Here is a 26,436-nt window from a genome sequence, read left to right as displayed (position 1 = left end):
GGAGCCTGACCATGGGACGTCTTTCCGGAAAATCCGTCATCATCACCGGCGCCGGCTCGGGAATCGGCCGCGCCGCCTCACTGCTGTTCGCCGCCGAGGGCGCGAAGCTGGTCATCGCCGACAAGTTCGACACCGCCGAGGAGACCGCCCGGCAGGTGAGAGAGGCCGGCGGGACCGTGGTCGCCCTGGTCGGCGACGCCGGCGAGGAGGCCTTCGTGGCCGGGCTGGTGGACCGGGCCGTCGCCGAGCATGGCGTCCTCGACGCCATCTGGGCCAACGCCGGCATCTCGGGCGGCGCGGTCCCCCGCGAGGACCAGGACGCCGCCCACTGGGCCGAGGTCCTGCGGGTCAACCTGATCGGCCCCTTCCTGGCGGTGAAGCACGCCAGCCGGGTGATGGTCCCGCGGGGCCAGGGCTCCATTGTCATGACGGCCTCGGTGGCCGGCATCCGCTCGGGCGCCGGCGGCCTGCCCTATTCAGCCTCCAAGGCCGGGGTGATCAACCTGGCCCAGACGGCGGCCAACGACCTCTACGGGACGGGCGTGCGCGTGAACGCCATCTGTCCCGGCCTGATCGAGACCGGCATGACCAAGCCCATCTTCGACGGCGCCCGCGCCCGCGGCAATGAGGCCAAGATCGGCCAGCTCAACCCCCTGACGCGCTACGGCGTGCCCTCGGAGATCGCCCACGCCGGCCTCTTCCTGGCCTCCGACGACGCCTCCTACGTGAACGGCCAGGCCATTGCGGTGGACGGCGGCCTGTCCTCCTCCCATCCGGTGGTCCGGCGGCGGTAGGGGTCGGCTCAGCGGACCCCCTCACCCGGCTTCGCCGGGAGCTCCCCCTCGGGGGAGCAATTGGCGCTCTTATTCCTCCCCCAAGGGGGAGGTGGACCGCGAATGCGGGCCGGAGGGGGTCAGCGGCGGCCCAGCTGACGCCCGACGCCCCGCACCCGGACTGGTCAGGCGGAGTGCGGGCGGCTAGAAACCGCCTCGCATCGCCTTCTGCCCGCAGGGACCCATGGCCGGACATTCCAAGTTCAAGAACATCATGCACCGCAAGGGCCGCGCCGACGCCCAGCGGTCGAAGCTGTTCTCCAAGCTGTCGCGCGAGATCACCGTCGCCGCCAAGACCGGCATGCCCGACCCGGCCATGAACCCGCGCCTGCGCCTGGCGGTGGCGAACGCCCGGGCCGAGTCCATGCCCAAGGACAACATTGAGCGGGCGATCAAGAAGGCCTCGGGCGCCGACGCCGCCTCCTACGAGGAGATCCGCTACGAGGGCTTCGGCCCGGGCGGCGTGGGCGTCATCGTCGAGGTGCTGACCGACAACCGCAACCGGGCGGCGGCCAATGTCCGCTCGCTCTTCTCCAAGCACGGCGGCAACCTGGGCGAGACCGGATCGGTCTCCTTCATGTTCGACCGGGTGGGCCGCATCGTCTATCCGGCCTCGGCCGGCGGCGAGGACGCCATGATGGAGGCGGCCATCGAGGCCGGCGCCGACGACGTGGAGTCCGACGAGGAGGAACACGTGGTCTTCGCCGCCTTCGAGGCGCTGAACGAGGTGGCGGCGGCCCTGGAGGCCGCGCTGGGCGCCGCCAAGTCCACCGGCCTGGCCTGGCGGCCCAAGAGCCTGACCCCCGTGGAGGGCGACGCCGTCGGGACCCTGCTCAAGCTCATCGACGGCCTGGAGGACGATGACGACGTCCAGACCGTCTGGGGGAACTACGACATCTCCGACGCCGACCTCGAAGCCTTCGGGGCCTGACGGAGCTCCGGCATGGCCCGCGCCGCCGCCAAATCCGGCAACCCCGCCGTCCTGATCCTCCTCGGGTGCCTCGTCACGGCCCTGCTGATGACGGCGCAGGACTGGCCGCCGCTGACCTTCATCTTCGTCATGCTGGGATGGGTCCTGGCGGTGGCCGTCCACGAGTTCGGCCACGCCTGGATCGCCTGGCTTGGCGGCGACCACACGGTCGAGGACAAGGGCTATCTGAGCTTCGATCCCCGCAAGTACGCCGACCTGCACACCACCTTGATCTGGCCGCTCATCGCCCTGGCCCTGGGCGGGATCGGCTTCCCGGGCGGGGCGGTCTGGCTGCGGGAGGACCTGATGCGCGGGCCCCTCTGGCGATCAGCGGCCTCCCTGGCGGGGCCCGCCGGCTCCTTCCTGGTGCTGGTCGCCCTGTCCCTGCCCCTCGCCTTCTGGCCGGCCGGGGAGGCGTACCAGACCCTGGCCGCGGCCATCGCCTTCCTCGCCTTCCTGCAGGCGACCGCCGTTGTGCTGAACCTCCTGCCCGTGCCCGGATTTGACGGCTTCGGCGTGCTGAGGCCCTTCCTGCCTGTCCGGGTGCGGGTCGCGGCGTCCCGGATCGAACCCGTCGCGCCCCTGATCGTCCTGGCCGTCCTCCTGCTGCTGCCGGGGGCCTCCACCGTCCTGTTCGGCCTGGCGGTCAGCCTTGCGAGGGCGGTGGGCCTGCCGACCGATCTCGTCTTCCAGGGCCTCTCGGACTTCCGCTTCTGGACCCGGCTGGGGGCATGACGCCCGATCCGGGGATTGACGACCTCGCCGCCCGGCTCGAAGCCGCGAGGGCCGCGGGCAGGACCCTCGTGACCGGCCTGACCGGCGCCGTGTCGGCCGGCAAGAGCACCCTCGCCACCCGGCTGGCCGGGCGCCTGTCCGAACGCGGACTCTCCGTGGAGGTCATTTCCACCGACGGCTTCCTCAAGCCCAATGCGGTCCTTCAGGCCGAAGGCGCCCTCGACCTCAAGGGCTGGCCGCACACCTTCGACACCCCCGGCATGCTGGCCGCCCTGGCGGCCATCCCCTCCGGGCCCATCGAGATTCCGGTCCACAGCCATGTCACCTACGACATCGACCCGGCCCTCGCGCGCCGCATCGACCGGCCGGACATCCTGATCGCCGAGGGGCTGAACCTGCATCTCCGCGCCGAGGCGCCGGCCCCGGAAGACCCTCTGGATCTCCTGCTCTATCTCGATGCCGAAGAGGCCGACCTGGAGGCCTGGTACGTGGCCCGGTTCCTGGGGTTCTGGGAGGCGGCCGAGCACGACCCGGCCTCCTTCTACGCCCGCTTCAGGACCATGGACCGCGACGCCGTCGCCGACCTGGCGCGCCGGGTCTGGGAAGGGGTCAACCTGCCCAACCTGCGCCAGCACATCGTGCGTGCACGGCCGGTGGCGGACCTTGTCGTGCGGAAGGGGCCGGACCACCAGATCGCGGGGATCGGGCGGCCCTAGGCTCGTATCCCGGGCAAAGAAAAAGGGCGGCGAACCGAAGTCCGCCGCCCCGAAAGTCCCGAAGTGGCCGGGGATCAGACCCCGGCCGTCATCACCACTTGTAGCCGGCGCGCAGGAACACGCTGCGGCCCACCATGTCGTAGCCGTTGAGCGCGGCGGTGCCGATCCGGAACTGGCCGGCCGAGCCCGCGGGCGGACGCTCGTCGAACAGGTTCTGCACACCGCCCTGCAGGGTCCACTTGTCCATCCGCTTCCGGACGGTCAGGTCGTGGGTCATGTAGAACTCGGTGTACTGCTTGTAGAGGATCGGGGTCCCGATCACCGTCAGGCCGCCCGCCGTCGCCGCAGAAGCCAGCAGGGTGGTGCAGGGCGCCACGGCGCCAGCCGAATTGCGGCAGGTCGTCGAGTAACGGGTGCTCAGGAACTCGTCCCGGCCGAGGTAGCCGGTATCCGACCCCTTGCCGATGATGTTCATGCCCCAGAAGACAGTCCAGTCGTTCTTGCTGAACCGGGCGTTGACGTTACCGGTGAAGTCCGGACCGTCATAGCCGTAGGTCGTGCCGTTGAAGTCCTCGACCGTGGAGGAACCGAGCAGCTGGGTCTTGTCTTCCAGCTGCCAGGTGAACTCGCCCTCGATCTGGAGGCGACCGAAGTCAAACTCGTTCACGTAGCGGATGTTCAGGTCGATGCCGCGGTTCTTCTGGCTGGCGACGTTCACATAGCTGTTGTTGATCGTCGTGATCTGCGGCGTGGCTCCGGTGGCCCGGGTGATCAGGCCGCAGTACGGGTTGTTCGGGAAGTCCTGGCGGGAATAGCACTGGAAGGTGATGTTGGAGGCGCCGAACTGGCGGACCTCGTCGTTCACCTCGATCTCGAAGTAGTCCACCGCCACCGACAGGTCGAACTGCTTGGGCGTGAAGACGATGCCGAAGGTGCGGGCCTTGGAGGTTTCGGCCTCCAGGACGCCGGCGCCGCCACCGGTGACAATGGTGGCGCTGGAGGTGCCGGCCGCCGTGTAGCCCTGGGGAACGCCGGCCGCCGCGCAGTTGGTGCGGATGAACTCGTTGGAGCTCTCCTCGTAGCGGATGCAGGGATCGACCGAGGTCTGGCCCAGGAAGCTGGTCTGGTTGGCCAGGTACAGTTCGTAGAGCGCCGGCGCCCGGAAGGAGGTGCCGTCGGAAGCCCGGATCTTGAGCCAGGGGGCGATCGCCCAGTTCAGGCCGACCTTGTAGGTCTCGTTGGAGCCGTAGCTCTCGTAGTCGGTGTAACGGCCCGAAAGGGTCAGATCGAGGGCTTCCACGAAACGGACGCCGCTCAGCACCGGCACGTTGAACTCGGCGAAGACCTCCTTCACCGTGTCGCCGCCGCGGGTACGGCCGGCGGAGCTGGAGCCCCAGAAGTTGCCCGAGCGCTCATTGATGCCGGGCTGGTCGTCGATCCGGTCCTTGCGGTAGCTGACGCCGATGGCGGTGCCCACGCCGCCCGCGGGCAGCTGGAACAGGTCGCCGGTCATCGAGGCTTCAAACTGGGTCTGCTCGTAGACCGTGTTGCCGATCTCATAGCCGAAGAGGAAAGCGCTTTCCGCGGCGTTGAAGTTACCGGCGAGGACACGCTGCGAGGTCAGCGGAATGCCCGTCGGGATAGACGAGCACTGCCCGCCCGAGATGGTGATCCGCGTCTGATCGCAGGCCAGGGCGCCGGTGGTCACGGCCAGGACGCGGTCGTTGTAGATCACGTCCACACCGTAGTCGGCGTCGGAACGCGAATGCTGGACGAAGGCGTCCCACGACCAGCCATCCAGGAACCCAAGGCCCGAGATGTCACCCTTCATGCCGAAAAGGACCCGGGCGTAGTCGACGGTCTGGGCCCGGTCGGACTTCATCGGGATGATCGGCAGCTGGCTGCCGAGGCTTGCGCCATAGGGGTTGTTCGGGTTGCCGAGGATCCAGGCGGTGGCCAGGGACGGGAAGAACTGGCGCACGCCGTACTGGGCCGACTCGCGCCGGTTCAGCAGGACTTCGGTATAGCCCTCGATGTTCGGGGTCAGGTCGATCCCGGCGGTGGCGTAGATCGTGTAGCGCTTGACCGGGCTGAGGATCGAGGCGCGTCCAAAGAGCGGGTCTTCCTGCTCGGCGTAGGGATAGGTCAGCGGGAAGCCGGCGCGGGCGCTCCGGGCAAAGCCGGCGGGCACCGCGATGGTGGCGTTCGAACCCGCGTTACCCTGGGCGGCGGTCGGGTAGGTGATGCCCGGAAGGGTGTAGACGAGGTCGCCGAAGGATCCGGTCCGCAGGGTGTTGGCGAACAGGTTGTAGCACTTGGTGCCGCCCTCGGTGTTCTTGTAGTCGACGCGCTGGCCGGTGGCCGGGTCGACGAGGTAGTCGGCGGCGCAGGCCGTGTCGTCACGATCTTCGCGACGCAGGACCTTCTGCTCGTAATAGTCACCCGAGATGTTCAGGTAGCCCCGGTCGAAGGTCTTGCCCCAGGTGCCGTTGATGCGGAAGGTTTCCCCGCCGCGCTGCTCGCCCATGTTGCCGTAGATCTGGACTTCACCACCGTCGATCCGATCGTTGGTGATGATGTTGGTGACGCCGGCGATGGCGTCGGAGCCGTAGATCGACGAGGCGCCGTCCTTCAGGATCTCGATACGGTTCACAACCGACTGCGGGATGACGTTCAGGTCGACGGGGCCGACCGTGCCGCGGGTGCCGGCGGGGCCGACGCGGCGCCCGTTCAGCAGGACCAGGTTCCGGTTGGAGCCGAGGCCGCGGAGGTTGATGGTGTTCACGCCGGGACCGCCGGTGGTGACGAAACCGGTCAGCTGGTTGTTCACCTGGAACGAACCGGAGGCGAGCGACGAACGCTGCAGGACCTCGGCGGTATCGACCAGGCCCTGGAGGGTCTGGGTCTCGCCCGTGATCACCTGGATCGGCGAGGCCGAGGTGTAGGCGCTGGACTTGATGCGCGAGCCGGTGACGACCAGTTCGTCCACGTCAGTCGCTTCCTGTGCGAGCGCCGACGGCGCAAACGCCAGGGCGGCGAGACCGGAGATGACGGTCGTCCTCAAAAGTGCGTGCCTGAAAGCCATGTCCCGAAAGACTCCATGAAAGGATTGCACACAGGCGCGCGCAATAGCGCGCCCGGTCCGTAGTTTGACTTAACAAACTCCTGCGGGCGCTCCTTAGAGAAGCTGCGCGCTGTCGTCTAGTTTTGTTGCATGTGTCACATTTCCGCCGCGGTTCGAACGCGATTCCGCCCAGGAAACAGGCAGACGGCGCTGGAGATGCGGATTGCAGCGCCCCCTTCCCTCCGCTCGCGAACCCGCCTAGGAACACATCACGAACAACCGCCGGGAAGGCCGCATGAGTCCCGCTCCCCTCCGAATCCTCGGCCTGGACCCCGGCCTCCGGAAAACGGGCTGGGGCGTGATCCGGGTCGAGGGCAACCGGCTCTCGCACCTCGGGCACGGGGTGATCGCCCCGGACGAGAAGGCCCCCTTCTCCGAGCGCCTCCTGGCCCTGTTCGAGGGAATCAGCGCCGTGGTCGCCGACTGGTCACCCGACGAGGCGGCCATCGAGGAGACCTTCATGAACAACAACGCCGCCTCGGCCCTGAAGCTGGGCCACGCCCGGGCGGCGGCCCTGCTGGCGCCGGCGAAGGCGGGCCTGCCGGTGGCCGAGTATGCCGCGCGGCTGGTCAAGAAGTCGGTGGTCGGAACGGGGGCGGCCGACAAGGACCAGGTCGCCTTCATGATCTCCCGCATCCTGCCCGGGTCCGCCGGGGCCACGGCGGACGCCGCAGACGCCCTGGCCGTGGCCGTGGCCCACGCCCATGCCCGCACCCGGGGAAGGCTTGCCGCATGATCGGGCGGCTGGCGGGCAGGGTCCTGGAGACCACCGAGGAAGAGGCCCTGATCGATGTGGGCGGGGTCGGCTGGGTCGTGCGCTGCGGCGCCCGGACCCTGTCGCGCCTGCCCGCCGCCGGGGAGGCCGTCGCCCTGAGGGTCGAGACCCAGTGGTCGGAAAGCGCCGGCCCCCGCCTCTACGGCTTCCTCGACGCCGACGAGCGGGCCACCTTCGTCCTCCTGCAATCCGTCCAGGGGGTCGGGCCCAAGGCGGCCCTGGCCGTGCTGGACGTCCTGCCCCCCGCCGCCCTCGCCGAGGCCGTGGCCCGGGAGGACAAGGCCCAGGTGGGCCGCGCCAGCGGCGTCGGTCCCAAGCTGGCCCAGCGAATCCTGGTGGAACTGAAGGGCAAGCCCATCGGCTCGGCAAGCTTCAGCGCCGCCGGCGTCGCCGCCGCGCCGGCGCCCGGTCCCGCCCCCGTCTCCGCGGCGGGCGAGGCCGTGGCCGCCCTCATGGGCCTGGGCGTGGCCGAGATGCAGGCCCGCCGGCTGGTCGACCAGGCCGCTGCGGCCCTAGGCCCTGACGCCGCCGTCTCCGACCTCGTCCGGGCGGGCCTGAAGGAGATGGGCCGGTGACCCGCCTGGTCTCCGGGGAACCCGGGCCGCCCGAGCCCGGCGACCGCGCCCTGCGGCCCCAGACCCTGTCGGAATTCGTCGGCCAGGCGGCCGCCAAGTCGAACCTCTCCATCTTCATCGACGCCGCACGCGGCCGGGGCGAGGCCATGGACCACGTCCTGCTTTTCGGCCCGCCGGGCCTGGGCAAGACCACCCTGGCCCAGATCATCGCCCGGGAGCTGGGGGTGAACTTCCGCGCCACCTCAGGGCCGGTCCTGGCCAAGGCCGGCGACCTGGCGGCCATACTGACCAACCTCGAGCCGCGCGACGTCCTGTTCATCGACGAGATTCACCGCCTGGCGGCGCCGGTGGAGGAAATCCTCTATCCCGCCATGGAAGACCATGTCCTCGACCTGATGATCGGCGAGGGGCCGGCGGCCCGGTCGATCCGCATCGACCTTTCCCCCTTTACACTCGTGGCGGCGACCACCCGGGCCGGGATGCTGGCCACCCCCCTGCGGGACCGGTTCGGCATCCCGATCCGGCTGGAGTTCTACTCCGCCGACGAGTTGAGGAAGGTTCTGGCCCATGCGGCGGGGCGGCTGGGGCTCAACCTGACCGAAGACGGCGCCGGCGAGATCGCCGCCCGGGCCCGGGGCACGCCGCGGGTGGCCGGGCGTCTGCTGAGGCGGGTGCGAGACTTCGCCGAGGCCGAGGGCGCCGCCGCCATCGACAAGGCCGCCGCCGCCCGGGCCCTGGCCCGGCTGGAGGTGGACCCCGCCGGCCTGGACAGCCTGGACCGCCGCTATCTCAAGGCCCTGATCGAGAACTATGCCGGCGGCCCGGCCGGGCTGGAAACCCTGGCCTACGCCATCGCCGAGGCCCGGGACGCGGTCGAGGACGTCATCGAGCCCTACCTGCTCCAGCAGGGCTTCATCCAGCGCACGCCCCGGGGGCGGGTCGCCTGCGCCCGGGCCTACGAGCACCTCGGCCTGACCCCGCCGCCCTCGCCGCCTCCAGCCGGACAGGCCGGGCTCTTCGAAGGAGACGGCGATGCCGACTGACGACCGCGACGTCCCGACCAGCGGGCGGTACGAGGGGCGCGAGCATATCCTGCCGTTCCGCATCTACTACGAGGACACCGACTTCACCGGCGTCGTCTACCACGCCAATTACCTGCGCTATTTCGAGCGGGGCCGCAGCGACGCCCTGCGGGCGGCGGGGGTGTCTCACACCGACCTCCTCGACGGCGACCGCCCGACGGCCTTCACGGTCGTACGGATGGAGATCGACTTCCGTCGGCCGGCGCGGATCGACGACGCGCTGGAAGTCCGCACCCTCTATGAACGGATACGCGGCCCGCGGCTGTTCTTCCGCCAGCACATCCGGCGGGGCGAGGAGCGGCTCTGCGAGGCCGTCGTGGAGGCCGCCTGCATCGACCTTTCCGGTCGTCCGGCCCGGCCCTCGAAGCTAATGTTAACCAAACTGGCGCCCCTCTTCGGTTAGGTGCGGCCCAATCTTCGCCATGCTCCTGCGCGAGCAGGTGTCGAAGACATACGATTTGGGCCTGACACGACACAACCGGGAGCAATCATGGAGCCCGCCGCCATCACGCCGGAGACCTTCTCCTTCGTCGCCCTGTTCGCCCGGGCGGACTGGGTGGTGAAGTCGGTGATGATCTTCCTGGGCCTCGCCTCGCTGGCGTCCTGGGCGGTGATCCTCGACAAGGCGGTGCGCCTGCGCGGCCTGAACCGGGCGGCGGACGCCTTCGAGGCGGAGGCCGCCTCGGGTCGCAGCCTCGAGGACATCGCCCTGGAGGCCGGCGACAACCCGCCGCACGCCCTGCACCGGATGCTCCAGGCGGCGCTTTTCGAGTGGCGCGAGGTCCGCGCCAAGGGGCCCGTGTCCGAAGGCCAGGCGGCCTTCCTCGTGCAGCGGATCGACCGGGTCCTCGACGCCGCCATCGCCCGTGAGGCCCTCAGGGTGGAGACGGGCCTGTCGGCCCTGGCCATCGTGGCCACCGCCTCTCCCTTCGTCGGCCTGTTCGGGACGGTGTGGGGCATCATGCACAGCTTCCAGGCCATCGCCGTCCAGAAGAACACCAACCTCGCCGTCGTGGCCCCCAGCATCGCCGAGGCGCTCTTCGCCACCGCCCTGGGCCTTATCGCCGCCATTCCGGCCTATATCGCCTTCAACCACTTCTCCACGGCGGTCAGCCGCTACGCCGCCCGGCTGGAGGGGTTCGCCGACGACCTTTCCACCGCCGTCCAGCGGCGCCTGGCCTCGAAGGTCTGAGCCATGGCCCTTTCCGCCCATGACGCCTTTTCCGGGGCCGGCGGCGGCGGCCGTCGGCGGCGCTACGGCCGGAGCCGGCGCTCGGCCCTGTCCGAGATCAACGTCACGCCCCTGGTGGACGTCATGCTGGTCCTGCTGATCGTCTTCATGATCTCGGCGCCCCTGCTGACCGCAGGCGTGCCCCTGGAACTTCCCCGCACCGAGGCCGGGGCGATCCGCGAGACCGAGGCTCCCCTGGCGGTCTCCATCCGGGCGGATGGGTCCGTCTTTGTCCAGGACCGGCAGGTCGCCTTCGAGGCCCTTGGCCCGGCCCTGGGCGACGCCGCCGTCGGGAATGCCGAACGCCAGGTCTTCGTCCGGGCCGACGGCCGGGCGGCCTATGCCGACGTGGCGCGGGTGATGGCGGCCCTCTCGGTGCGCGGCTTCAAGAGCGTCAGCCTGATCACCGACACCGGCGGCCCGCCCGCCGGTCCGGTCCCGGCGGAGACGCCGCCGCCGTGAACACCTCCGTGCGCCCCAGTCCGGCTGTCCTGGCCTCGGGGCTCCTGCACCTGGGCGTGCTGGCGGCCGTGATCCTCCTCCGTCCCCCTGCCGGCGATCCGGCGGGCGAGGGGCCGCCCGTCACCGTGCGACTCGCGACCTCCGGGGACCTGGCCGCCGCCCAGGCGGCTGCGGCGGGGCCTCCCGCAGCGCCGGCGCCCCCCGAACCGGCGACAGCGGAGGCGGTCCCGGCTGAACCCGTCTCGCCGCCGCCCGTTCCCACCCCGACGCCGGCGCCCAGCCCGGCGCGCCGGGTTGCAGAACCGCCGGCGCCCGTCCCCAGAACGACGACCGCCGCACGGCCTCAGCCCCTCCAGAAGACACCAGCCGCACCCTCGGCCGCCTCCCGCCCGGCGACGACCGCCCCCGCCGCCGCGACGCCGCGCCGGCCGGCCGGAGGCCTGGACCTCGACGCCCTCGCCGGCCAGGTCTCGCGACTGACCGGAAACCGCCCCGGCCCCGCGGCGCCCTCGGGCGGGGCCAGGTCGGGACCCAGCGCCGCCGCCCTGGCGGGCCTCCAGGACCAACTCCAGAAACTCTGGAACCCCAACTGCGGGGTCGAGGGCGGCCGGGACGTCCGGGTCCGGGTCAGCTTCGGCCTGTCGCCCGCCGGCGACCTGTCCGGCCCGGTGGAGGCCGGCGGCCTGGAACGGTCGGACAATGCCGTGGCCCGCGCGGCGGCCGAGCGCGCCATCCGCGCAGTCCACCAGGCCGCCCCCTTCCCCGACCTCGCCAGCCCCGCCGGCCAGAGGATCGCCGTCAACTTCAACGCCCGGGAGGCCTGTTCATGAGAAAGACCGCCCTCGCCCTGCTCGTCGCCGGCCTCGCCCTGGGCGGTTTCGCCGCAGCCCCGGCGCCCGCTCGCGCCGAGATCGAGGTGGACGTCAACCGCGGCGACATCCGTCCCCTGCCCCTGTCCGTCCCTGCTTTTGGCGGCGACAGGGGCGCCGACATCGCCCGGGTGATCAGCGAGAACCTGGCCCGCTCGGGCCTCTTCGCCCCCATCGACCCGGCGGGACGGCAGACCGAAGCCGCTACGGAGCCGGATTTCGGAGCCTGGAAGACCCTGGGCGCCCAGGCCCTGGTCAACGGGCAGGCAAGCCTGGTGGACGGACGGCTGCAGGTGGACTTCCGCCTCTGGGACATCCCGGCCGGCCAGCAGCTCCTGGGCCTCCAGTTCACCTCCACGCCCGAGAATTGGCGCCGGGTGGCGCACAAGATCTCGGACGCCGTCTACGAGCGACTGACAGGCGAAAATGGCTATTTCGACACCCGGGTGGTCTTTGTCTCGGAGACCGGCGGGCGCCTCGACCGCAAGCTTAGGCTGGCGGTGATGGACCAGGACGGCGCCAATCCCAGCTATCTCACCGACGGATCCGAGATTGTCCTGTCGCCCCGCTTCTCGGCGTCCAGCCAGGAGATCACCTACATGGCCCTGCGGCCGGAGGGCTCATCGGTCTACCTGCTCAACCTCGAGACCGGCCGGCGGGAGAGCCTGGGCCAGTTCCAGGGCATGGTCTTTGCGCCGCGCTTTTCGCCCGACGGGTCCCAGGTGGCCTTCGCCGTGGAGCGGAACGGCAATTCCGACATCTGGGTGATGAACCTGGTGAACCGGCAGAGCCGCCGCCTGACCTCGGACCCGGCCATCGACACCTCGCCGGCCTTCTCGCCGGACGGCCGGCGGATCGTCTTCAACTCCGACCGCGGGGGCTCGCCCCAGTTGTACGTGATGGACGCTGACGGCGGCGGGGCCCGGCGGATCTCCTTCGGCGAAGGGCGCTACACCTCGCCGGTCTGGAGCCCCAAGGGCGACCTGGTCGCCTTCACCCGGCAGGGCGGCGGCCAGTTCCACATCGGCGTCATGCGCCCCGACGGGTCGGATGAGCGAACCCTGACCTCCAGCTACATGGACGAAGGACCGACCTGGGCGCCGAACGGGCGCGTCATCCTGTTCAGCCGGCAGGCTGCCGGAGGCGAACCCCGCCTCTGGACCGTGGACGTCACCGGCCGCATCCTGAACCCGGCTCCCTATTCCGGCGGGGCCTCGGACCCGGCCTGGTCGCCCCTCATCAACTGACCCCTCCCAACTGCCTCGAGAGGATACCCGAATGAACCGCAACGCCGTCCTGCGCTGGACCCCCCTGCTGGCCGCCGCCGCGATCCTTGCGGGCTGCCAGTCCACCCCGAAGGCCGGGCCCGAGACCAAGGCGACGCCCGAGGCCGCTGCGGGCCCCGACGCCAATGCCGCCGCCGGGTCCGGGACGATCCAGCCGGTGGCGCCGGCGACGGCCGTTACGGGCCGGGCCCTGCCGGGTTCAGTCCAGGACTTCGTGATCAATGTCACCGACCGGATCTTCTTCGAGGTGGACCAGTACGAGGTGCGCGACGAGGCGGCGGCCATCCTGGAGCGCCAGGCCGCCTGGCTGAACCGCTATCCGGCCGTCCAGGTCCGCATCGAGGGCAATGCCGACGAGCGTGGGACCCGGGAGTACAACCTGGCCCTGGGCTCGCGCCGGGCCACGGCGGTCCGCGATTACCTTGTCGGCCTCGGGGTTTCGCCCTCGCGGATCTCGACGGTCTCCTTCGGCAAGGAGCGGCCCGTCGACCCGGGTGCGGATGACGAGGCCTTCCGCCGCAACCGCAATGCGCGCACCGCCATCGTCGCAGGGGCGCGCTAGTCCCATGCGCGCGCCGTGGCTTTCAGCGCCGGTGATGCTCGCCCTGGCCCTCGCCCTGGCGGAGCCGTCCCAGCTTCGCGCGGCGCCTGTCGCCGAAGATCCGCGGGACGTCCGCCTTAAGGAGCTTTCCGAGCGCGTCGCGGACCTTGAAAAAGCCCTCCAGGGCGTCAACGCCCAGCTTGAGGCGGCGACCCGCGCCGCCGACCTGGCCCGCGGCGACCTCAAGGGCCTGCAGGACCGGGTGACCGGCCTGGAAGCGGGACGGGGTCCGACGCCGGCCGCCGCCGGCCCTCAGCCTGCAGCGAGCCCTGCGCCCGTCCGGGCGACCCCCGCGACTCCCTCGACCCCCGCAGAGGATGGCCTGACCCGCGGGCGCAAGCAGCTCCAGTCGGGAGATGCGCAGGGGGCGGAGGCCACGCTCACGGCCTGGCTTGCGGCCTCTCCCCAGGACCCGAAGGCTGGGGAAGGCGCCTATCTTCGCGGCCGGGCCCGGGGACAGCAGGCCGCCTGGGCCGACGCCGCTGCAGACTACATCACCGCCCTGAAGGGATGGCCCTCCACCTGGTGGGCGCCAGATGCGGTGGTGGAGCTCGCCAGGGCCCTTGGGCGGATCGGGAAGACCTCGGAATCCTGCCAGGCCCTCGGCGAGCTTGCGGCCCGGTATCCGACCGCGCCGGAAGGCACGCGCAAGCGGGCGGCGGCGGTCGCCGCCCAGTCCCAGTGCGGGACCTGACCCCCGGTCTCGACGAAAGGGTCGAGGGGCGGCTGGACGCCCGGCTCGACGTCGGTCCGGGCGCGCCCCTGGCCGTCGCCCTGTCCGGCGGCGGGGACTCCCTGGCCCTGACGCGGATCGCCGCCGGCTGGGCCCGGCGGCATGGCCGGCCCCTCCTGGTCCTGACCGTCGACCACGGGCTCCAGCCCGGATCCGCCGAATGGACCACCGCCTGCGCCGCTGCCGCCGACCGGCTGGGCGCCGGCTTCCGGGCGCTCGCCTGGCGGGGTCCCTATCCGGCGTCAGGGCTTCCCGCCGCCGCGCGCAGGGCGCGGCACGCCCTGCTGGCCGACGCCGCCCGCGCGGCGGGCGCCCGGGTCCTCCTGATGGGCCATACCGCCGATGACCTTGCCGAGGCGGCCCTGATGCGGGCGGAAGGGGGAACCACTCCGTCGCCCCGGGAATGGGGCCCTTCGCCCGCCTGGCCCGAGGGTCGGGGCGTCTTCCTGCTCCGACCGATGCTCGCCGTCGGGCGGGCGGAGATCCGCGAGTGGCTGGCCGAAGCCGGCGAGACCTGGATCGAGGACCCGGCCAATGAAGACCCCCGCTTCGCCCGCAGCCGGGCCCGTCACGCCCGCCTCCAGGGGGCGGTGACGGATGCCTGCGTCGCCCATGATGCCTCCGGGGCCGCCGCCCTGACGTCCGAGGTCCGCGCAACACCCTTCGGCCTCGCCCTTGACCGACAGGCCTTCCGGCAGGCGGGCCCCGATGCCGCCCGCCGAGTGCTGGGCGCGGCCTGCCTGGCGGCCGGCGGCGGGGTTCGCCCCGCCCGTACTGCAGCCCTGGAGGCCCTTCGCCTGCGGCTGGTCGACGCCGGGGAGGTCCAGGCCAGCCTGGCCGGGGCCCAGGTCCAGGCCGACGCCCGTGACATCCTGTGGGGAAGGACGGCGGGGGAGATGGCGCGGGCAGGCGTTCCTGACCTGGCGCTGGGCGCCGGCGAGGTCGGCGTCCTGGACGGCCGGTTCGAGGTCGAGGCGGTCCGGCCGGTGACAGTGACGCGCCTCGCCGGCCGGATGTCGAGCCTGCCACCGAGGACCCGGGCGACGCTGGCGGAGGTTCCCCCCACCTTCCGCGGCGGCCTTCCGGCCGTGGTGTCCGAGGCAGGAACCCGGCTGGCCTCCGGGGAAGATTCAGGCGTTCGCCTACGCGGCCTGGCCCGGGCGCGCCTGGCGGCGGCCTGCGGTGAAATCGCTTCGGAGTCCGGCGTCAGGGACTAGGCCAGGACGTGCTGGACGCCCCGGACAACCCGCTCCGCATAGCGGGGTCCGAGAAGGTTGGCGTGTCCGGCGCCTTCCACCCGGTCCAGGTATCCCGAACGGGAGGCCTCGGCCGGGGCGTTCTGGATGCGCTGGAGTTCCGGCGGCAGGAGCACGGCCCCGGCCGTCACAACGGCGACGGGGAGGTTAGGGTCGAAGGGCCCTTCGCTCCGCCCCTGTTCCGCAGTCTGAAGCCATTGCTGCACCTCACGCGCCGACGCCCGGGCGTGGGAGGCTGAAGCGTAGATCCGGCGTTTCTCGAGCGAGACCGCTGGCGGCAGGCCGATCCGGTCGCCGGCAACCATCGCCCAGGGCTGCATGACGCCCAGGCCCGCGACCCGGTCCAGCAGGAACATGGCGCTGCGGAAGCCGCCGATCATCCGGGCGGCGGCCGGATGATCGACCGCCTCCGGCGTCACGGCGTCCACAAGCACCAGTCCATCCAGCCGATCGTTCAGGCGGGGCGCGAGGACCCTCAGGAAGAGGCCGGCCATGGAATGCCCGACAAGGACCAGGCGCGAGGGATCGCCGAGTTGGCTGAGCAGCGCCTCGAGATCGTCAGCGATCGCCCGCCCATGCCGGGGGTCGGGGCCCGGGTCCGACAGGCCGAGGCCCGCCCGGTCGTAGGCCAGGCTGCGCACGCCGAGGTCAGACAGTTTCATCTGGACCAGGTGCCAGTCCGGGGCGCAGCCAAAGGCCCCGCACTCCATCACCACCAGGCGGCCAGGCCCGGAGTCGCCTTCCCAGGGCCCCTCCCGGACGATGCGCAGCCGCCGGTCGCGGATGCGGACCCATTCCCCCCGCGACGGAGGGGCGTCACCGGTGGCGGTCACCACGATCCCTCCGGGTTCATGGCGAGGGCGACTTCCAGGCGTAGAGGCCAGGTGCATCGGCCGGTCCGAAGGCGATTTCCACCGAGGTGACGGCCTTTGCGCCAGGTGGCGGCTTGAAGACCGCCCGTGTCGCCTCGGGTCGCACGGCGACCGGCGGTCCGCCGTCGAAGGCGACCTTCACTTCGCGGACGGCCTCCTCGGGCGACTTGAGCAGCTTGGGCCGCGCAGCCTCGCCGGGCGTCTCCCCGCTGAACTGGAAGTAGCGCTTGGTCTGGCTCATGCCGGAGAACCAGACGATCTTGAAGCCGTCGGAGGCCACCCACCAGCTGGGGGTCATGGCGACGTCCGCGGAATAGGCCTGGGGGCCCTTGCCCAGGGTGATCCGTGCGGACCGGGATTCCAGCACCCCGTTGGTGTTGGGATTGAGGGGGATGGTGAAGGCGGCGGGCGCCGCCGGAGTCTCCGGAGCCTTGGGCCCGGAACAAGCTGAAACCAGAACAACCGATGCGAGCAAAAGCCCGCTTACAAAACTGCGCATGGCCTGCCTCCCTGTTGATGGGAGGCAGCATGGACCTGCTGGGCCAAGGCGGCAAGACAGAGACCTGCGCGCCGGCTCAGAGGGACTTGAGGATGCCCTCGACCATCTTCTTGGCGTCGCCGAACAGCATCATGGTGTTGTCGCGGAAGAAGAGCTCGTTCTCCACGCCGGCGTAGCCGGAGCTCATGCCGCGCTTCACGAACAGCACCGTCCGGGCCTTTTCGACGTCCAGGATGGGCATGCCGTAGATGGCGCTGGTGGGGTCGGTCTTGGCCGCGGGGTTGGTGACGTCGTTGGCGCCGATGACGAAGGCCACGTCCGCGGTCGGGAACTCGGCGTTGATATCCTCGAGCTCGAAGACCTCGTCGTAGGGTACATTGGCCTCGGCCAGCAGGACGTTCATGTGCCCGGGCATGCGGCCAGCGACGGGGTGGATGGCGTACTTCACATCGACGCCCTCCTCCTTCAGCTTGTCGGCCATTTCGCGCAGGGCGTGCTGGGCCTGGCTGACGGCCATGCCGTAACCCGGGACGATGATCACCTTGGAGGCGTTCTTCATGATGAAGGCCGCGTCTTCCGCCGAGCCCTGCTTGACCGGGCGCGTCTCCACCCGGCCGCCGGCCGCCGCCGCACTGTCGTCAGCGCCGAAGCCGCCCAGGATGACCGAGACGAAGCTGCGGTTCATCGCCTTGCACATGATGTAGGACAGGATCGCCCCTGAAGAGCCCACGAGGGCGCCGGTGATGATCAGGGTGACGTTCTCGAGGGTGAAGCCCAGGGCCGCCGCCGCCCAGCCCGAATAGCTGTTCAGCATGGACACCACGACGGGCATGTCCGCGCCGCCGATCGGAATGATCAGGGTGATCCCGAGGATCAGGGCCAGGGCGAAAATGGCCCAGAAGGCCCAGAGGGCCGAGCCGCCGCTGACCACCAGCACGCCGATCAGGGCGACGAGGGCGAGACCGATCAGGATGTTCAGGACGTGGCGGGCGGGCAGCAGAATCGGCGCGCCCGACATGTTGCCGTTCAGCTTGGCGAAGGCGATGACCGAACCGGTGAAGGTCACCGCACCGATGGCCAGGCCCAGGGACAGCTCCACCAGGGATACGCCGTGGATGGCGCCGGGGGCGCCGATGCCGTAGGCGCCCGGGGTGTAGATGGCGGCCACCGCGACCAGGCAGGCGGCGAGGCCGACCAGGCTGTGGAAGGCTGCGACCAGCTGCGGCATGGAGGTCATGGCCACCCGGCGCGCGATCACCGCGCCGATGACGCCGCCGACCCCGACCCCGGCCAGGATCAGGCCCACGGTCAGTCCGTCGAGCTTGCCCTGGCTGAACAGGGTGACGAGGGTCACGCCCACCGCCAGCGCCATGCCGATCATGCCGTTGCGGTTGCCCGCCTGGCTGGTCACCGGGCTGGAGAGCCCGCGCAGGGCGAGGATGAAGAGGACGCCCGAGGCGAGGTAGAGGATGGCGGCGAGGTTGGCGCTCACTTGGCGGCGTCCTTCTTCACCGGATCCTTCTTCTTGTACATGGCCAGCATCCGCTGGGTGACCAGGAAGCCCCCGAAGATGTTGACCGCGGCGAGGGCCGCCGCCAGGGCGCCCGCCCCCTTGGAGATCATGACGGCGCCGGCGCCCGCGCCGGGTGCGGCCTGGGCCGCCGCCGCCAGCAGGGCGCCGACAATGATCACAGAGGACACCGCGTTGGTCACCGCCATCAGGGGCGTGTGGAGGGCCGGCGTGACGCTCCAGACCACGTAGTAGCCGACGAAGATGGCCAGGACGAAGATGGCCAGCCGGAAGACTGTGGGATCGACGTCCATGGGCGCCTCCGTCAGGACCCGGCGAGGGCCGGGTGCACGATCTTTCCGCCGCTGACGACCAGGGCGGCCTTGAGAATTTCGTCTTCGAGGTCCGGGGCCAGGGCCCCGTCCTTGTCGAGCAGCAGGCCCGAGAAGGCCAGGAGGTTCCGGGCGAAGAGGGCCGAGGCGTCAGCCGCGACCCTTCCCGGGAGGTTGGGAATACCCAGGATCTTCGCGCCGTTGGCGGTCTCGACCGTCTCGCCGGCCCGGGCGCCCTCGACATTGCCGCCCTGCTCGACGGCGAGGTCGACCAGGACCGAGCCCGGCTTCATGGCGGCGACCTGGGCCGCCGTGACGAGGCGCGGCGCCGGCCGGCCCGGGATCAGGGCCGTTGTGATGACGATGTCCTGCTTGCCAATGTGCCCCGTGACGAGTTCGGCCTGCTTGGCCTGGTACTCGGCGCTCATTTCCTTGGCGTAGCCGCCGGCGGTCTGGGCGTTGCGGAATTCGTCGTCCTCGACGGCGATGAACTTGGCGCCGAGGGACTCCACCTGTTCCTTGGTGGCGGGACGGACGTCGGTGGCGGTGACGACGGCGCCGAGGCGGCGGGCCGTGGCGATGGCCTGAAGGCCGGCGACGCCGACCCCCATCACGAAGACCTTGGCGGCGGCGATGGTGCCGGCGGCGGTCATCATCATCGGCAGGGCGCGGCCATAGGCGGTGCTGGCCTCGATCACGGCGCGATAACCCGCAAGGTTGGCCTGCGAGGACAGGACGTCCATCACCTGGGCCCGGGTGATGCGGGGAATGAACTCCAGGGCGTAGGCGTCCACCCCCCGGGCGGCCAGGGCCTCGAGGCCTGCGCGATCCTGATGGGGGTTCAGCGAGGCTGCGACGATGGCGCCCTTCTTCAGGGCCGACAGGGCCTCGGCGGAGGGTGTCCGGATCCCAAAGAGGATGTCCGCGCCCTTGACGGCGTCGGCTGCGGATCCGGCAAGCCGTGCGCCAGCGGCGGCGTAGTCAGCGTCGGGACAGGAGGCCGAAAGACCGGCGCCCGACTGGACAGCGACCTCGAAGCCCGCAGCGATCAGCTTGCGGACGGTTTCCGGCGTGGCTGCAACACGGGTCTCCCCGGGGTGGGTCTCGCGGATGACGGCGATGACGGCCATGGCTTGGACCGGCCCTCCCATTGCGCGCCCGTCTGACGGACCGCGGTTAGCCCCGGCCTAGTGACCCGCGCCGGGCTTGTCGCGGAGGGCGATGATGCCGATCACCGTCAGGACCAGGGCCGAGATGAAGCCGGGAATGAAGCCGGCCGGGGTGCAGAACCACACCGTGAAGAGGACCAGGAGGGCGGCGATGGCCAGGGACCCCCACTTGGTGAGGAACATGAAGACGCCGTAGGTGGCGACCTGCTCGCTGATGTCCATTTCGCCGCGGTGATATTCGGAAGCCATTGGGGACTCTCTCGTTCGGACCCAGGGTCAGGCAGGGGTTACACGCTCACGCCGCGCCGCTCAAGCCCGGCGCGCGCGTCAGCCGGCCGCAGCGGGCCCGGGCCACACAGATAACAGACCCCTCAGGGCGGAGATCAGGGCCAGCGGCTGGTCGATCATGATGTGGTGGGCGGAGTCGGGGATGGCGATCTCAAGGGTGTGCGGGGGAAGGGGCGAGGCTCCCCCCTCCTTCCGCCGGCTGATGATGGCCGACCGATCGCCGTAGATGTGGACCAGGGGGAGATCCACCTTGGGCGGCCCACCGTCCATCAGGCCGCTCATGACGCTGCGGTCGAGCTTGGCCCACATGTTGGGATCGAAACGCCAGCTCCAGCCCTCATGGCCGTCTGGGCCGGTGACCGGCTTGAGCGAGCGACGGGCGATGAAGTCTGCGATGAAGAGGTTGCCGGCCGCCTGGGGCGGCATCAGGCGGAAGCGCGAGAGCGCCTCCTCAAGGGTCGGATAGACGCGCTGGGCGCGATCGCCGGTGGGAATGTTGCGGGCCTGTTCGGCCATGCGCTCGGCCATCCGCTTGCCTTCGGCGGAGTCCGGCGGCGGGCCGCCAAAGCCGGTGTCCACCAGGATGGCGGCGCGCATGCGCTCGGGATGGCTGGCGGCCGCGAAGAACACCTGGGAGCCGCCGAAGGAGTGACCGATGTAGATCGGCTTGCCGGCGTCGTAGAGCCCCGCGGCCCGGGCGACGGCCTCGGCGTCGGCGGCGAAGTCCTGGAAGGCGTAGGTCTCGCGCCAGTCGGAGTCCCCCATGCCGGCCAGGGACATGGAGGCGACCCGGAAGTCCTGGGCGAGGTAGGGAGCGATGAAGCTCCACCAGTCGGCATGGGCGGAGTTGCCGTGCACCAGCAGGAGGCCGGGCTTGCCGCGCTGGCCCCAGACCAGCATCTCGATCCGGGCGCCAAGGGAGTCCACGTGGCTGCGCTCGGGGGCCTGGGCCAGGGCGTTGCGGAACCAGTCCGGCGAGTCCGGCTCGCGGCCCCGGAACGGCGCCAGGGGCGCCTGGACCTCGGGGGGCAGGGCCCCGGGCTCCGTATGGATCGGACGGTCGTCGTAATAGCCGACGGGCGCGCCTTCCTTGATCGCCGGATCGATGGCCATGTCCTACTCCTGCGCCTCCCGGTAGCCCGCCTTGCGGCGGATCGACCGGATTCCCTTGTAAACCCCAGTGCCAGTCATCAGCATCCGGTCCCCCGACCAGATCCGGCCTGCGACGGTGAAGATGTCGCCATCCTCGGCGATGATCTCGCTGGTCCCCTCGACCCAGTCCCCCATCAGCGCCGGCGAAATGAAGTCGGTCACCAGCCGGACGGTGACCCAGCCCACCTCGCGCTGGTTGGAGATGACCCGGCCCCAGGCCATGTCGGCGAAACTCATCAGCATGCCGCCGTGGCAGTTGTTCATGCCGTTGGCGTGATGCTCCTCGACCCGGAAGGCCATGACCTCGATGTTGGTCGAGGTGTCCCGGGACGAATAGAACGGCCCCACCGTGCGGCCAAAGCCGCGCTGCCAGAGGTTGATCACGAAGCCGTCGGGCACGACGGCCGTCTGGCCTTCTGTCAGGTCATCGGACATAGCGACCGGGTGACTAAAGGACCCCCGGAAAATGGCAAGCGCCTTCCGGCTTGGCGCGGGGCGCCGCCCGTGATTGATAGGCGGCCTTGAAGTTCGCCCGGGGGTGAGGGTCATGTTGAAATCCGGAGTGTTTGCGGCCAGCCTGGCCGCCCTGGCCCTATCGGCCTGCGCCTCGACGCCTGGCGCCGGGGCTGCGGAGAAGGGGGCCTCGAAGCCCCAACCCGCCCGCGCCCTGCCCGCCGGGCTGGATCCGGGAGCCCGGGCCGACGCCTTCCCCTCGACCTACCGCCCCCTGCCCTCGACGGACTTCGCGATCGTCGGCGCCCGGGCCTACACCGGGACGGGCAAGGCCCTGGAGAACGCCACGGTCATCGTCCGGGCCGGCAAGATCGCCTCCGTCGGCGAAGGCCTCGAGGCGCCGCAGGGCCTGCAGGTCGTGGACGCCCGCGGCAAGTGGGTCACACCCGGCCTGATCGACACCCATTCCCACCTGGGCGTCTATGCTTCGCCCTCCGTGGCCGCACACTCAGACGGCAATGAACTGACCAATCCGACCACGCCACAGGTCTGGGCCGAACACTCGGTCTGGCCCCAGGACCCCGGATTCAATACCGCGCGCATTGGCGGCGTCACCACGGTCCAGGTCCTGCCCGGGTCCGGCAACCTGATCGGTGGTCGCGGGGTGACCCTGCGCAACGTGCCGTCCCGTACCGTCCAGGGCATGAAGTTCCCGGGCGCGCCCTACACCCTCAAGATGGCCTGCGGCGAGAACCCCAAGCGCGTCTACGGCTCCCGCGGGCGGGCGCCCTCCACCCGGATGGGCAATGTCGCCGGCTATCGCGCCGCCTGGATCGAGGCCGCCGAGTACACACGCAAGTGGGACGACTATCGCGCCAAGATCGGGCGCGGCGAAAAGGCCGAACCGCCCCGGCGCGACCTCGGCATGGACACCCTCTCGGCTGTCCTCAAGGGCGAGATCCTGGTGCAGAACCACTGCTACCGGGCCGATGAGATGGCGATCATGATCGATATCGCCAAGGAGTTCGGCTACCGCATCACCAGCTTCCACCACGCGGTGGAGTCCTACAAGATCGCCGACATCCTGGCCGCCAATGGCATCTGCACGGCCACCTGGGCCGGCTGGTGGGGCGCCAAGCTGGAAATGTACGACTCCGTGGAGGCGAACGTCCCCCTCCTGCAGGCCGCCGGCGCCTGCGCGATCATCAAGTCCGACGATCCCGACCTGATCCAGCGGCTGAACCAGGAGGCGGCGGTCGCCCTGGCCGCCGGCCGCGCCGCCGGGCTGCAGATCACCGAGGCCGAAGCCATGGTCTGGATCACCGCCAACCCCGCCAAGGCCCTGGGCATCCTCGACCAGACCGGCACCCTGGAGGCCGGCAAGCGGGCGGACATCGTCCTTTGGGACAGGAACCCCTTCTCGGTCTACGCCCGGACCGAGAAAGTCTTCATCGACGGCGCCCTCGCCTGGGACCGCCGGGACCCGAGATACCAGCCAAGATCGGACTTCGACCTTGGCCAACCTGGCGAGGGAGTCCGCTGATGCGCCGTCTTGCCCCCATCGCCGCCCTCCTGGCCTTCGCCGCCGCCCTGCCGGCTGCGGCGGAGACCCTCGCCATCACCGGCGCCCGGATCCTCACCGCCGGCCCAGCCGGGACCCTGGAGCAGGGCGTGGTCGTCATCCGGGACGGCAAGATCGTCTCGGTCGGTCGCGGCGCGCCGCCCGCAGGCGCCCGGGTGATCGACGCCTCCGGCGCCGTGGTGACTCCCGGCCTCTTTGCGACGGGCAGCCTGCTGGGCGCCGTCGAGATCAGCGCCCTCGGCGATGACCTTTCGGTCGACAATCCCCAGATCGGCGCAGCCTTTGATATCCGCGAGGGACTGGATCCCGCCTCGACCCTGATCCCCGTGGCGCGGACCGGCGGCCTCACCAGCGCCGTGGTCCTGCCCCAGCCCGCAGGAGCCGGCTGGGATTATCACGAGGACGACGGAGACGTGGAAGATGACCGCCTGACCTCCGGCGGAAGCGGCGGGCCGCGGCCCAACACCCTGTTCGCCGGGCAGGGCGCCGTCATCCGCCTGAATGGTGGCGAGGACATGGTCGTGCGCGGCGGCGTCGGTGTGGTCGTAGCCTTCGGCAAGGCCGGGGCGCGGTCGGCGGGCGGGGCGCGGGGCGCCCAGGTCGCCGCCCTCAAGGCGGTCCTGGCCGACGTCCGCGCCTACGCCGCGAACCGGGGCGCCTGGGAAAAGGGAAGCTACCGAGAGCTTGGCCTGTCCAAGGCCGATCTCGAGGCCCTGGTCCCGCTGGCCCAGGGACGCACCCCGCTCATCGCCCGGGTCCACCGGGCGGCCGACATCCGCGCCGTCCTGAAACTGGCCCGGGAAGAGAAGCTGAAGCTCATCCTCGAAGGCGCGGAAGAAGGCTGGATGGCGGCGGCGGAAATCGCCCGGGCGGGCGCGCCCGTCCTCATCAATCCGATCACCGACCGGCCGGAGAGCTTCGAGATCCTGGGCGCCACCCTGGAGAACGCCGCCCGGCTGCACGCCGCCGGCGTGACCCTGGCCTTCACCGGCCCGGAAGGCGCCGCGCACCGGGCCCGCGAGACCCGCTACGGCGCCGGGACCGCTGTGGCCTGGGGCCTGCCCTGGGACGCGGCCCTGGCGGCGGTGACGATCAACCCGGCGAGGATGTTCGGGGTGGGCGACCGTACGGGAAGCCTGGAGCCGGGCAAGGACGCCGACCTGGTGATCTGGTCGGGCGACCCCTTCGAGCCCCTCTCGACGCCCAGGGCGGTCTACATCCGCGGCCAGGCCCAGGACCTGACAACCCGCCAGACCGAGCTGCGGGATCGCTACAAGGACCTCGGCGGTCCCCTGCCCCCGGCCTATCGCCACCGGTAGGCGGGTCAGCGGCGGGCGTCTTCTGGGAGGCCATTGACCCCCTCACCCGGCTTCGCCGGGAGCTCCCCCTTTGGGGAGCAATTGGCGCTCTAATTCCTCCCCCAAGGGGGAGGTGGACCGCGCAGCGGGCCGGAGGGGGTCTGCTGAGATGGGGATTGCCTGCCTTGGGAACGTGATTGGCGCTGTGATTCCTCCTCCAGAGGGGAACGCGGCGCGTCAGCCCACCAGGGCCTCGAAGGCGTCGACCCGGCGCTCGAGCTGGCGCACGCCCGCCGCCCAGAACTCCGTCTCGCGGGGGTCCAGGCCGAACCGGGCCAGCGCCTCCACGCAGGTGCGCACCCCGCCGGAGGCGAGCAGGTCCTCGTAGAGCGGGACAAAGCCCTGCGGGTCCTCGCGCCGCTTCTCCATCAGGGCCCGGACCAGAAGGTCGCCGAAGGCGTAGGCGTAGACATAGAAGGGCGAGTGCACGAAGTGGCTGATGTAGCCCCAGTAGTGCTCATAGCCCGGGTTCAGCCGGATGGCGGGGCCCAGGCTATCGCCCATAACCTCCAGCCAGAGCCCGCCGATGGCCTCGGCGGACAGCTCGCCGTCGCGGCGGGCGGCGTGGAAACGGGTCTCGAACCGGTGGAAGGCCATCTGCCGGACCACGGTGTTCAGGCCGTCCTCGATCTGTCCCGCCAGGAGGCCCAGCTGCTCCCTTGGCCCGGCCTCGGCCAGCAGGCGCTCGAAGACCAGGCCCTCTCCGAAGATCGAGGCGGTCTCCGCCAGGGTCAGGGGAGTGTCGGCCAGCAGGGTCCCCAGGGGCGAGCACAGCCTCTGGTGGACGGCGTGGCCCAGCTCGTGCGCCAGGGTCAGGACGTCCCGGCGCTCACCCATGTAGTTCATGAAGACATAGGGATGGTGCGGGGCGATGACCGGGTGCGAGTAGGCCCCTGACTGCTTGCCGGCCCGGGGCCGGGCGTCGATCCAGGGCTGCTCGAAGAGGTCCCGGGCGCTGTCGGCGAATTTCGGGGCCAGGTCGCGGAAGCTGGTCTCGACCACCTCGCGGGCCTCGGCCCAGGACCAGAGACGGGGCGCGCCGGTGTCCAGGGGCGCGTTCCTGTCCCAGTGGTCCAGGGCGGCGCGGCCCATCAGCTTCGCCTTCAGCCGGTAGTACCTGTGGCTGACCCGCTCGTAGCCCGCAGACACCGCCGTCTCGAGGGCCTGGACGGCCTCGGGGTCCACCTCGTTGGCCAGGTGCCGGGGGGCGGCGGGGTCGGGATAGCGCCGCCAGCGGTCCTCCACCTGCTTCTCGAAGGCCAGGGTGTTGAGCACCAGGCCCAGGGTCGGCGCCGCCTCGCCCAGTGCGGTGGACAGGCCCGCGGCCACCCGCCGCCGCCGGGCCGGATCGGCGTCGGACAGGGCGTTGAGGGCCTCAGGCAGGGTCATGCGGCTACGGCCGGCGCGCACCTGCATCCGCGCCAGGGTCTCGTCGTGCAGCCGGGTCCAGTTGGCCACCGCCGGGCCCCGGTCGACCAGCATGCGCTCAAGGTCCGGCGACAGCTCGTGCGGGCGGAAGGCGCGGACCCGGCGAAGCCAGGGGCGCCAGCGCGCGGCGGCGGGAACGGCGGCGAGGGCGGCCTGAACCTCGGCGTCCTCCAGTTCGTTGATCTCCAGGGTGAAGAACAGGCTATCGGCGCCGATGGCGGCCGAGCGCGCCCGGATGTCGGCCTCGAACCGGGCCCAGTCCGGATCGCTTCGGGCGGTGGAGGCCGCAAGCCCGGCATAAGCCCCCACCCGCCAGAGGGCGTTGGTGGCCGCCTCGTAGTGCGTGACGCCCCGGTCCAGCAGGTCGCCGAGGACACCGGCGTCCGCCCGGGCCGCGATCAGGCGGCCCTTCAGCTCCAGGAGATCGGTGTTGGCGGCGGCGGCGGCGGCGAGGTCGGCCTCCAGCCGGGGATCCTCGCGGCCGGCATAGAGGTCGTCGAGGCGCCAGACGGGCAGGCTTTCAGGGGAGACATGGGCGGTCATGC

The 26,436-nt window shown here is 70.9% G+C and carries 27 protein-coding genes; 17 read left to right on the top strand and 10 right to left on the bottom strand.

Features of this window, described 5'->3' with window-relative positions; all coding sequences use genetic code 11:
* Positions 1-11: 11 nt before the first annotated feature.
* The 4 genes from HYN04_RS01680 to HYN04_RS01665 all read left to right on the top strand — a co-directional run bounded on the left by HYN04_RS01680 (position 12) and on the right by HYN04_RS01665 (position 3,254).
* Complete coding sequence (locus HYN04_RS01680) at positions 12-794, top strand: SDR family NAD(P)-dependent oxidoreductase (RefSeq protein ID WP_110449157.1); 783 nt, start codon at positions 12-14, stop codon at positions 792-794.
* Between the two features lie 223 nt (positions 795-1,017).
* A complete protein-coding gene (locus HYN04_RS01675) occupies positions 1,018-1,764 on the top strand; it encodes a YebC/PmpR family DNA-binding transcriptional regulator (RefSeq protein WP_110449156.1) in 747 nt (248 codons plus the stop codon).
* A gap of 12 nt (positions 1,765-1,776) precedes the next feature.
* Positions 1,777-2,538 (top strand): site-2 protease family protein, encoded by a 762-nt coding sequence (locus HYN04_RS01670; protein WP_110449155.1) that lies wholly within the window; start codon positions 1,777-1,779, stop codon positions 2,536-2,538.
* Positions 2,535-3,254: a type I pantothenate kinase gene (locus HYN04_RS01665; RefSeq protein ID WP_110449154.1), complete on the top strand. Its 720-nt coding sequence runs from the start codon at positions 2,535-2,537 to the stop codon at positions 3,252-3,254. Before HYN04_RS01670 ends, HYN04_RS01665 begins: the two co-directional genes overlap by 4 nt.
* 91 nt (positions 3,255-3,345) lie before the next feature.
* Here the strand turns inward: HYN04_RS01665 and HYN04_RS01660 are convergent, their stop codons facing one another.
* Positions 3,346-6,339 (bottom strand): TonB-dependent receptor plug domain-containing protein, encoded by a 2,994-nt coding sequence (locus tag HYN04_RS01660; protein ID WP_110449153.1) that lies wholly within the window; start codon positions 6,337-6,339, stop codon positions 3,346-3,348.
* A gap of 274 nt (positions 6,340-6,613) precedes the next feature.
* On the opposite strand from HYN04_RS01660, the gene ruvC reads away from it, so the two are divergent.
* From ruvC to tilS, 11 genes are all read left to right on the top strand, one after another.
* Positions 6,614-7,114, top strand: a complete 501-nt coding sequence (gene ruvC / locus HYN04_RS01655) for a crossover junction endodeoxyribonuclease RuvC (protein WP_110449152.1) — start codon at positions 6,614-6,616, stop codon at positions 7,112-7,114.
* Positions 7,111-7,728, top strand: a complete 618-nt coding sequence (ruvA, locus tag HYN04_RS01650; protein WP_110449151.1) for a Holliday junction branch migration protein RuvA — start codon at positions 7,111-7,113, stop codon at positions 7,726-7,728. Before ruvC ends, ruvA begins: the two co-directional genes overlap by 4 nt.
* Entirely contained in the window at positions 7,725-8,771 is a 1,047-nt protein-coding gene (gene ruvB / locus HYN04_RS01645) for a Holliday junction branch migration DNA helicase RuvB (RefSeq protein WP_110449150.1), read from the top strand. Before ruvA ends, ruvB begins: the two co-directional genes overlap by 4 nt.
* Positions 8,761-9,213, top strand: a complete 453-nt coding sequence (gene ybgC / locus HYN04_RS01640) for a tol-pal system-associated acyl-CoA thioesterase (RefSeq protein WP_110449149.1) — start codon at positions 8,761-8,763, stop codon at positions 9,211-9,213. The genes ruvB and ybgC overlap by 11 nt, the downstream gene beginning before the upstream one ends.
* A gap of 87 nt (positions 9,214-9,300) precedes the next feature.
* Positions 9,301-10,002, top strand: a complete 702-nt coding sequence (gene tolQ / locus HYN04_RS01635; RefSeq protein ID WP_110449148.1) for a protein TolQ — start codon at positions 9,301-9,303, stop codon at positions 10,000-10,002.
* 3 nt (positions 10,003-10,005) lie between these two features.
* Positions 10,006-10,503, top strand: a complete 498-nt coding sequence (locus tag HYN04_RS01630) for an ExbD/TolR family protein (RefSeq protein WP_110449147.1) — start codon at positions 10,006-10,008, stop codon at positions 10,501-10,503.
* Complete coding sequence (locus tag HYN04_RS01625) at positions 10,500-11,333, top strand: energy transducer TonB (protein WP_110449146.1); 834 nt, start codon at positions 10,500-10,502, stop codon at positions 11,331-11,333. The genes HYN04_RS01630 and HYN04_RS01625 overlap by 4 nt, the downstream gene beginning before the upstream one ends.
* Positions 11,330-12,619 carry a Tol-Pal system beta propeller repeat protein TolB gene (gene tolB / locus HYN04_RS01620; RefSeq protein ID WP_110449145.1) on the top strand — a complete coding sequence of 430 codons (1,290 nt, stop codon included), beginning with the start codon at positions 11,330-11,332 and terminating at the stop codon, positions 12,617-12,619. The genes HYN04_RS01625 and tolB overlap by 4 nt, the downstream gene beginning before the upstream one ends.
* Before the next feature lie 31 nt (positions 12,620-12,650).
* Positions 12,651-13,220: a peptidoglycan-associated lipoprotein Pal gene (gene pal / locus HYN04_RS01615; protein WP_110449144.1), complete on the top strand. Its 570-nt coding sequence runs from the start codon at positions 12,651-12,653 to the stop codon at positions 13,218-13,220.
* Between the two features lie 4 nt (positions 13,221-13,224).
* Entirely contained in the window at positions 13,225-13,953 is a 729-nt protein-coding gene (locus HYN04_RS13365; RefSeq protein WP_162599507.1) for a tol-pal system YbgF family protein, read from the top strand.
* Entirely contained in the window at positions 13,941-15,209 is a 1,269-nt protein-coding gene (tilS, locus tag HYN04_RS01610) for a tRNA lysidine(34) synthetase TilS (RefSeq protein ID WP_162599506.1), read from the top strand. The genes HYN04_RS13365 and tilS overlap by 13 nt, the downstream gene beginning before the upstream one ends.
* On the opposite strand, the gene HYN04_RS01605 is transcribed toward tilS, so the two are convergent.
* The 8 genes from HYN04_RS01605 to HYN04_RS01570 all read right to left on the bottom strand — a co-directional run bounded on the left by HYN04_RS01605 (position 15,206) and on the right by HYN04_RS01570 (position 21,505).
* The gene (locus HYN04_RS01605; RefSeq protein ID WP_162599505.1) at positions 15,206-16,081 is read right to left on the bottom strand and encodes an alpha/beta hydrolase; all 876 of its coding nucleotides are present in this window, start codon (positions 16,079-16,081) and stop codon (positions 15,206-15,208) included. The genes tilS and HYN04_RS01605 overlap by 4 nt on opposite strands.
* Before the next feature lie 16 nt (positions 16,082-16,097).
* A complete protein-coding gene (locus HYN04_RS01600) occupies positions 16,098-16,619 on the bottom strand; it encodes a hypothetical protein (RefSeq protein ID WP_162599504.1) in 522 nt (173 codons plus the stop codon).
* A gap of 76 nt (positions 16,620-16,695) precedes the next feature.
* On the bottom strand, positions 16,696-18,111 hold the full coding sequence (locus tag HYN04_RS01595) for an NAD(P)(+) transhydrogenase (Re/Si-specific) subunit beta (RefSeq protein WP_110449140.1): 1,416 nt from the start codon (positions 18,109-18,111) through the stop codon (positions 16,696-16,698).
* The gene (locus HYN04_RS01590) at positions 18,108-18,443 is read right to left on the bottom strand and encodes a proton-translocating transhydrogenase family protein (RefSeq protein ID WP_110449139.1); all 336 of its coding nucleotides are present in this window, start codon (positions 18,441-18,443) and stop codon (positions 18,108-18,110) included. The genes HYN04_RS01595 and HYN04_RS01590 overlap by 4 nt, the downstream gene beginning before the upstream one ends.
* A gap of 11 nt (positions 18,444-18,454) precedes the next feature.
* Entirely contained in the window at positions 18,455-19,591 is a 1,137-nt protein-coding gene (locus tag HYN04_RS01585) for a Re/Si-specific NAD(P)(+) transhydrogenase subunit alpha (RefSeq protein ID WP_110449138.1), read from the bottom strand.
* Positions 19,592-19,648: 57 nt separating this feature from the next.
* Positions 19,649-19,879: an aa3-type cytochrome c oxidase subunit IV gene (locus HYN04_RS01580; RefSeq protein ID WP_110449137.1), complete on the bottom strand. Its 231-nt coding sequence runs from the start codon at positions 19,877-19,879 to the stop codon at positions 19,649-19,651.
* Positions 19,880-19,957: 78 nt separating this feature from the next.
* A complete protein-coding gene (locus HYN04_RS01575) occupies positions 19,958-21,031 on the bottom strand; it encodes an alpha/beta fold hydrolase (RefSeq protein WP_110449136.1) in 1,074 nt (357 codons plus the stop codon).
* Between the two features lie 3 nt (positions 21,032-21,034).
* The gene (locus HYN04_RS01570; RefSeq protein ID WP_110449135.1) at positions 21,035-21,505 is read right to left on the bottom strand and encodes a PaaI family thioesterase; all 471 of its coding nucleotides are present in this window, start codon (positions 21,503-21,505) and stop codon (positions 21,035-21,037) included.
* A gap of 112 nt (positions 21,506-21,617) precedes the next feature.
* Here HYN04_RS01570 and HYN04_RS01565 point away from each other — a divergent pair, with 112 nt between their 5' ends.
* Positions 21,618-23,066: an amidohydrolase gene (locus HYN04_RS01565; protein ID WP_110449134.1), complete on the top strand. Its 1,449-nt coding sequence runs from the start codon at positions 21,618-21,620 to the stop codon at positions 23,064-23,066.
* On the top strand, positions 23,066-24,424 hold the full coding sequence (locus HYN04_RS01560; RefSeq protein ID WP_110449133.1) for an amidohydrolase family protein: 1,359 nt from the start codon (positions 23,066-23,068) through the stop codon (positions 24,422-24,424). Before HYN04_RS01565 ends, HYN04_RS01560 begins: the two co-directional genes overlap by 1 nt.
* A 216-nt stretch (positions 24,425-24,640) precedes the next feature.
* On the opposite strand, the gene HYN04_RS01555 is transcribed toward HYN04_RS01560, so the two are convergent.
* Positions 24,641-26,434, bottom strand: a complete 1,794-nt coding sequence (locus tag HYN04_RS01555) for a M3 family oligoendopeptidase (protein WP_110449132.1) — start codon at positions 26,432-26,434, stop codon at positions 24,641-24,643.
* Positions 26,435-26,436 lie beyond the last annotated feature (2 nt).

Source organism: Phenylobacterium parvum, from assembly GCF_003150835.1.
In the GTDB taxonomy this organism is placed as follows: Bacteria; Pseudomonadota; Alphaproteobacteria; order Caulobacterales; family Caulobacteraceae; genus Phenylobacterium; species Phenylobacterium parvum.
Note: the sequence above shows the minus strand (reverse complement) of the source record. Positions and strands in the feature narration are given on the sequence as shown.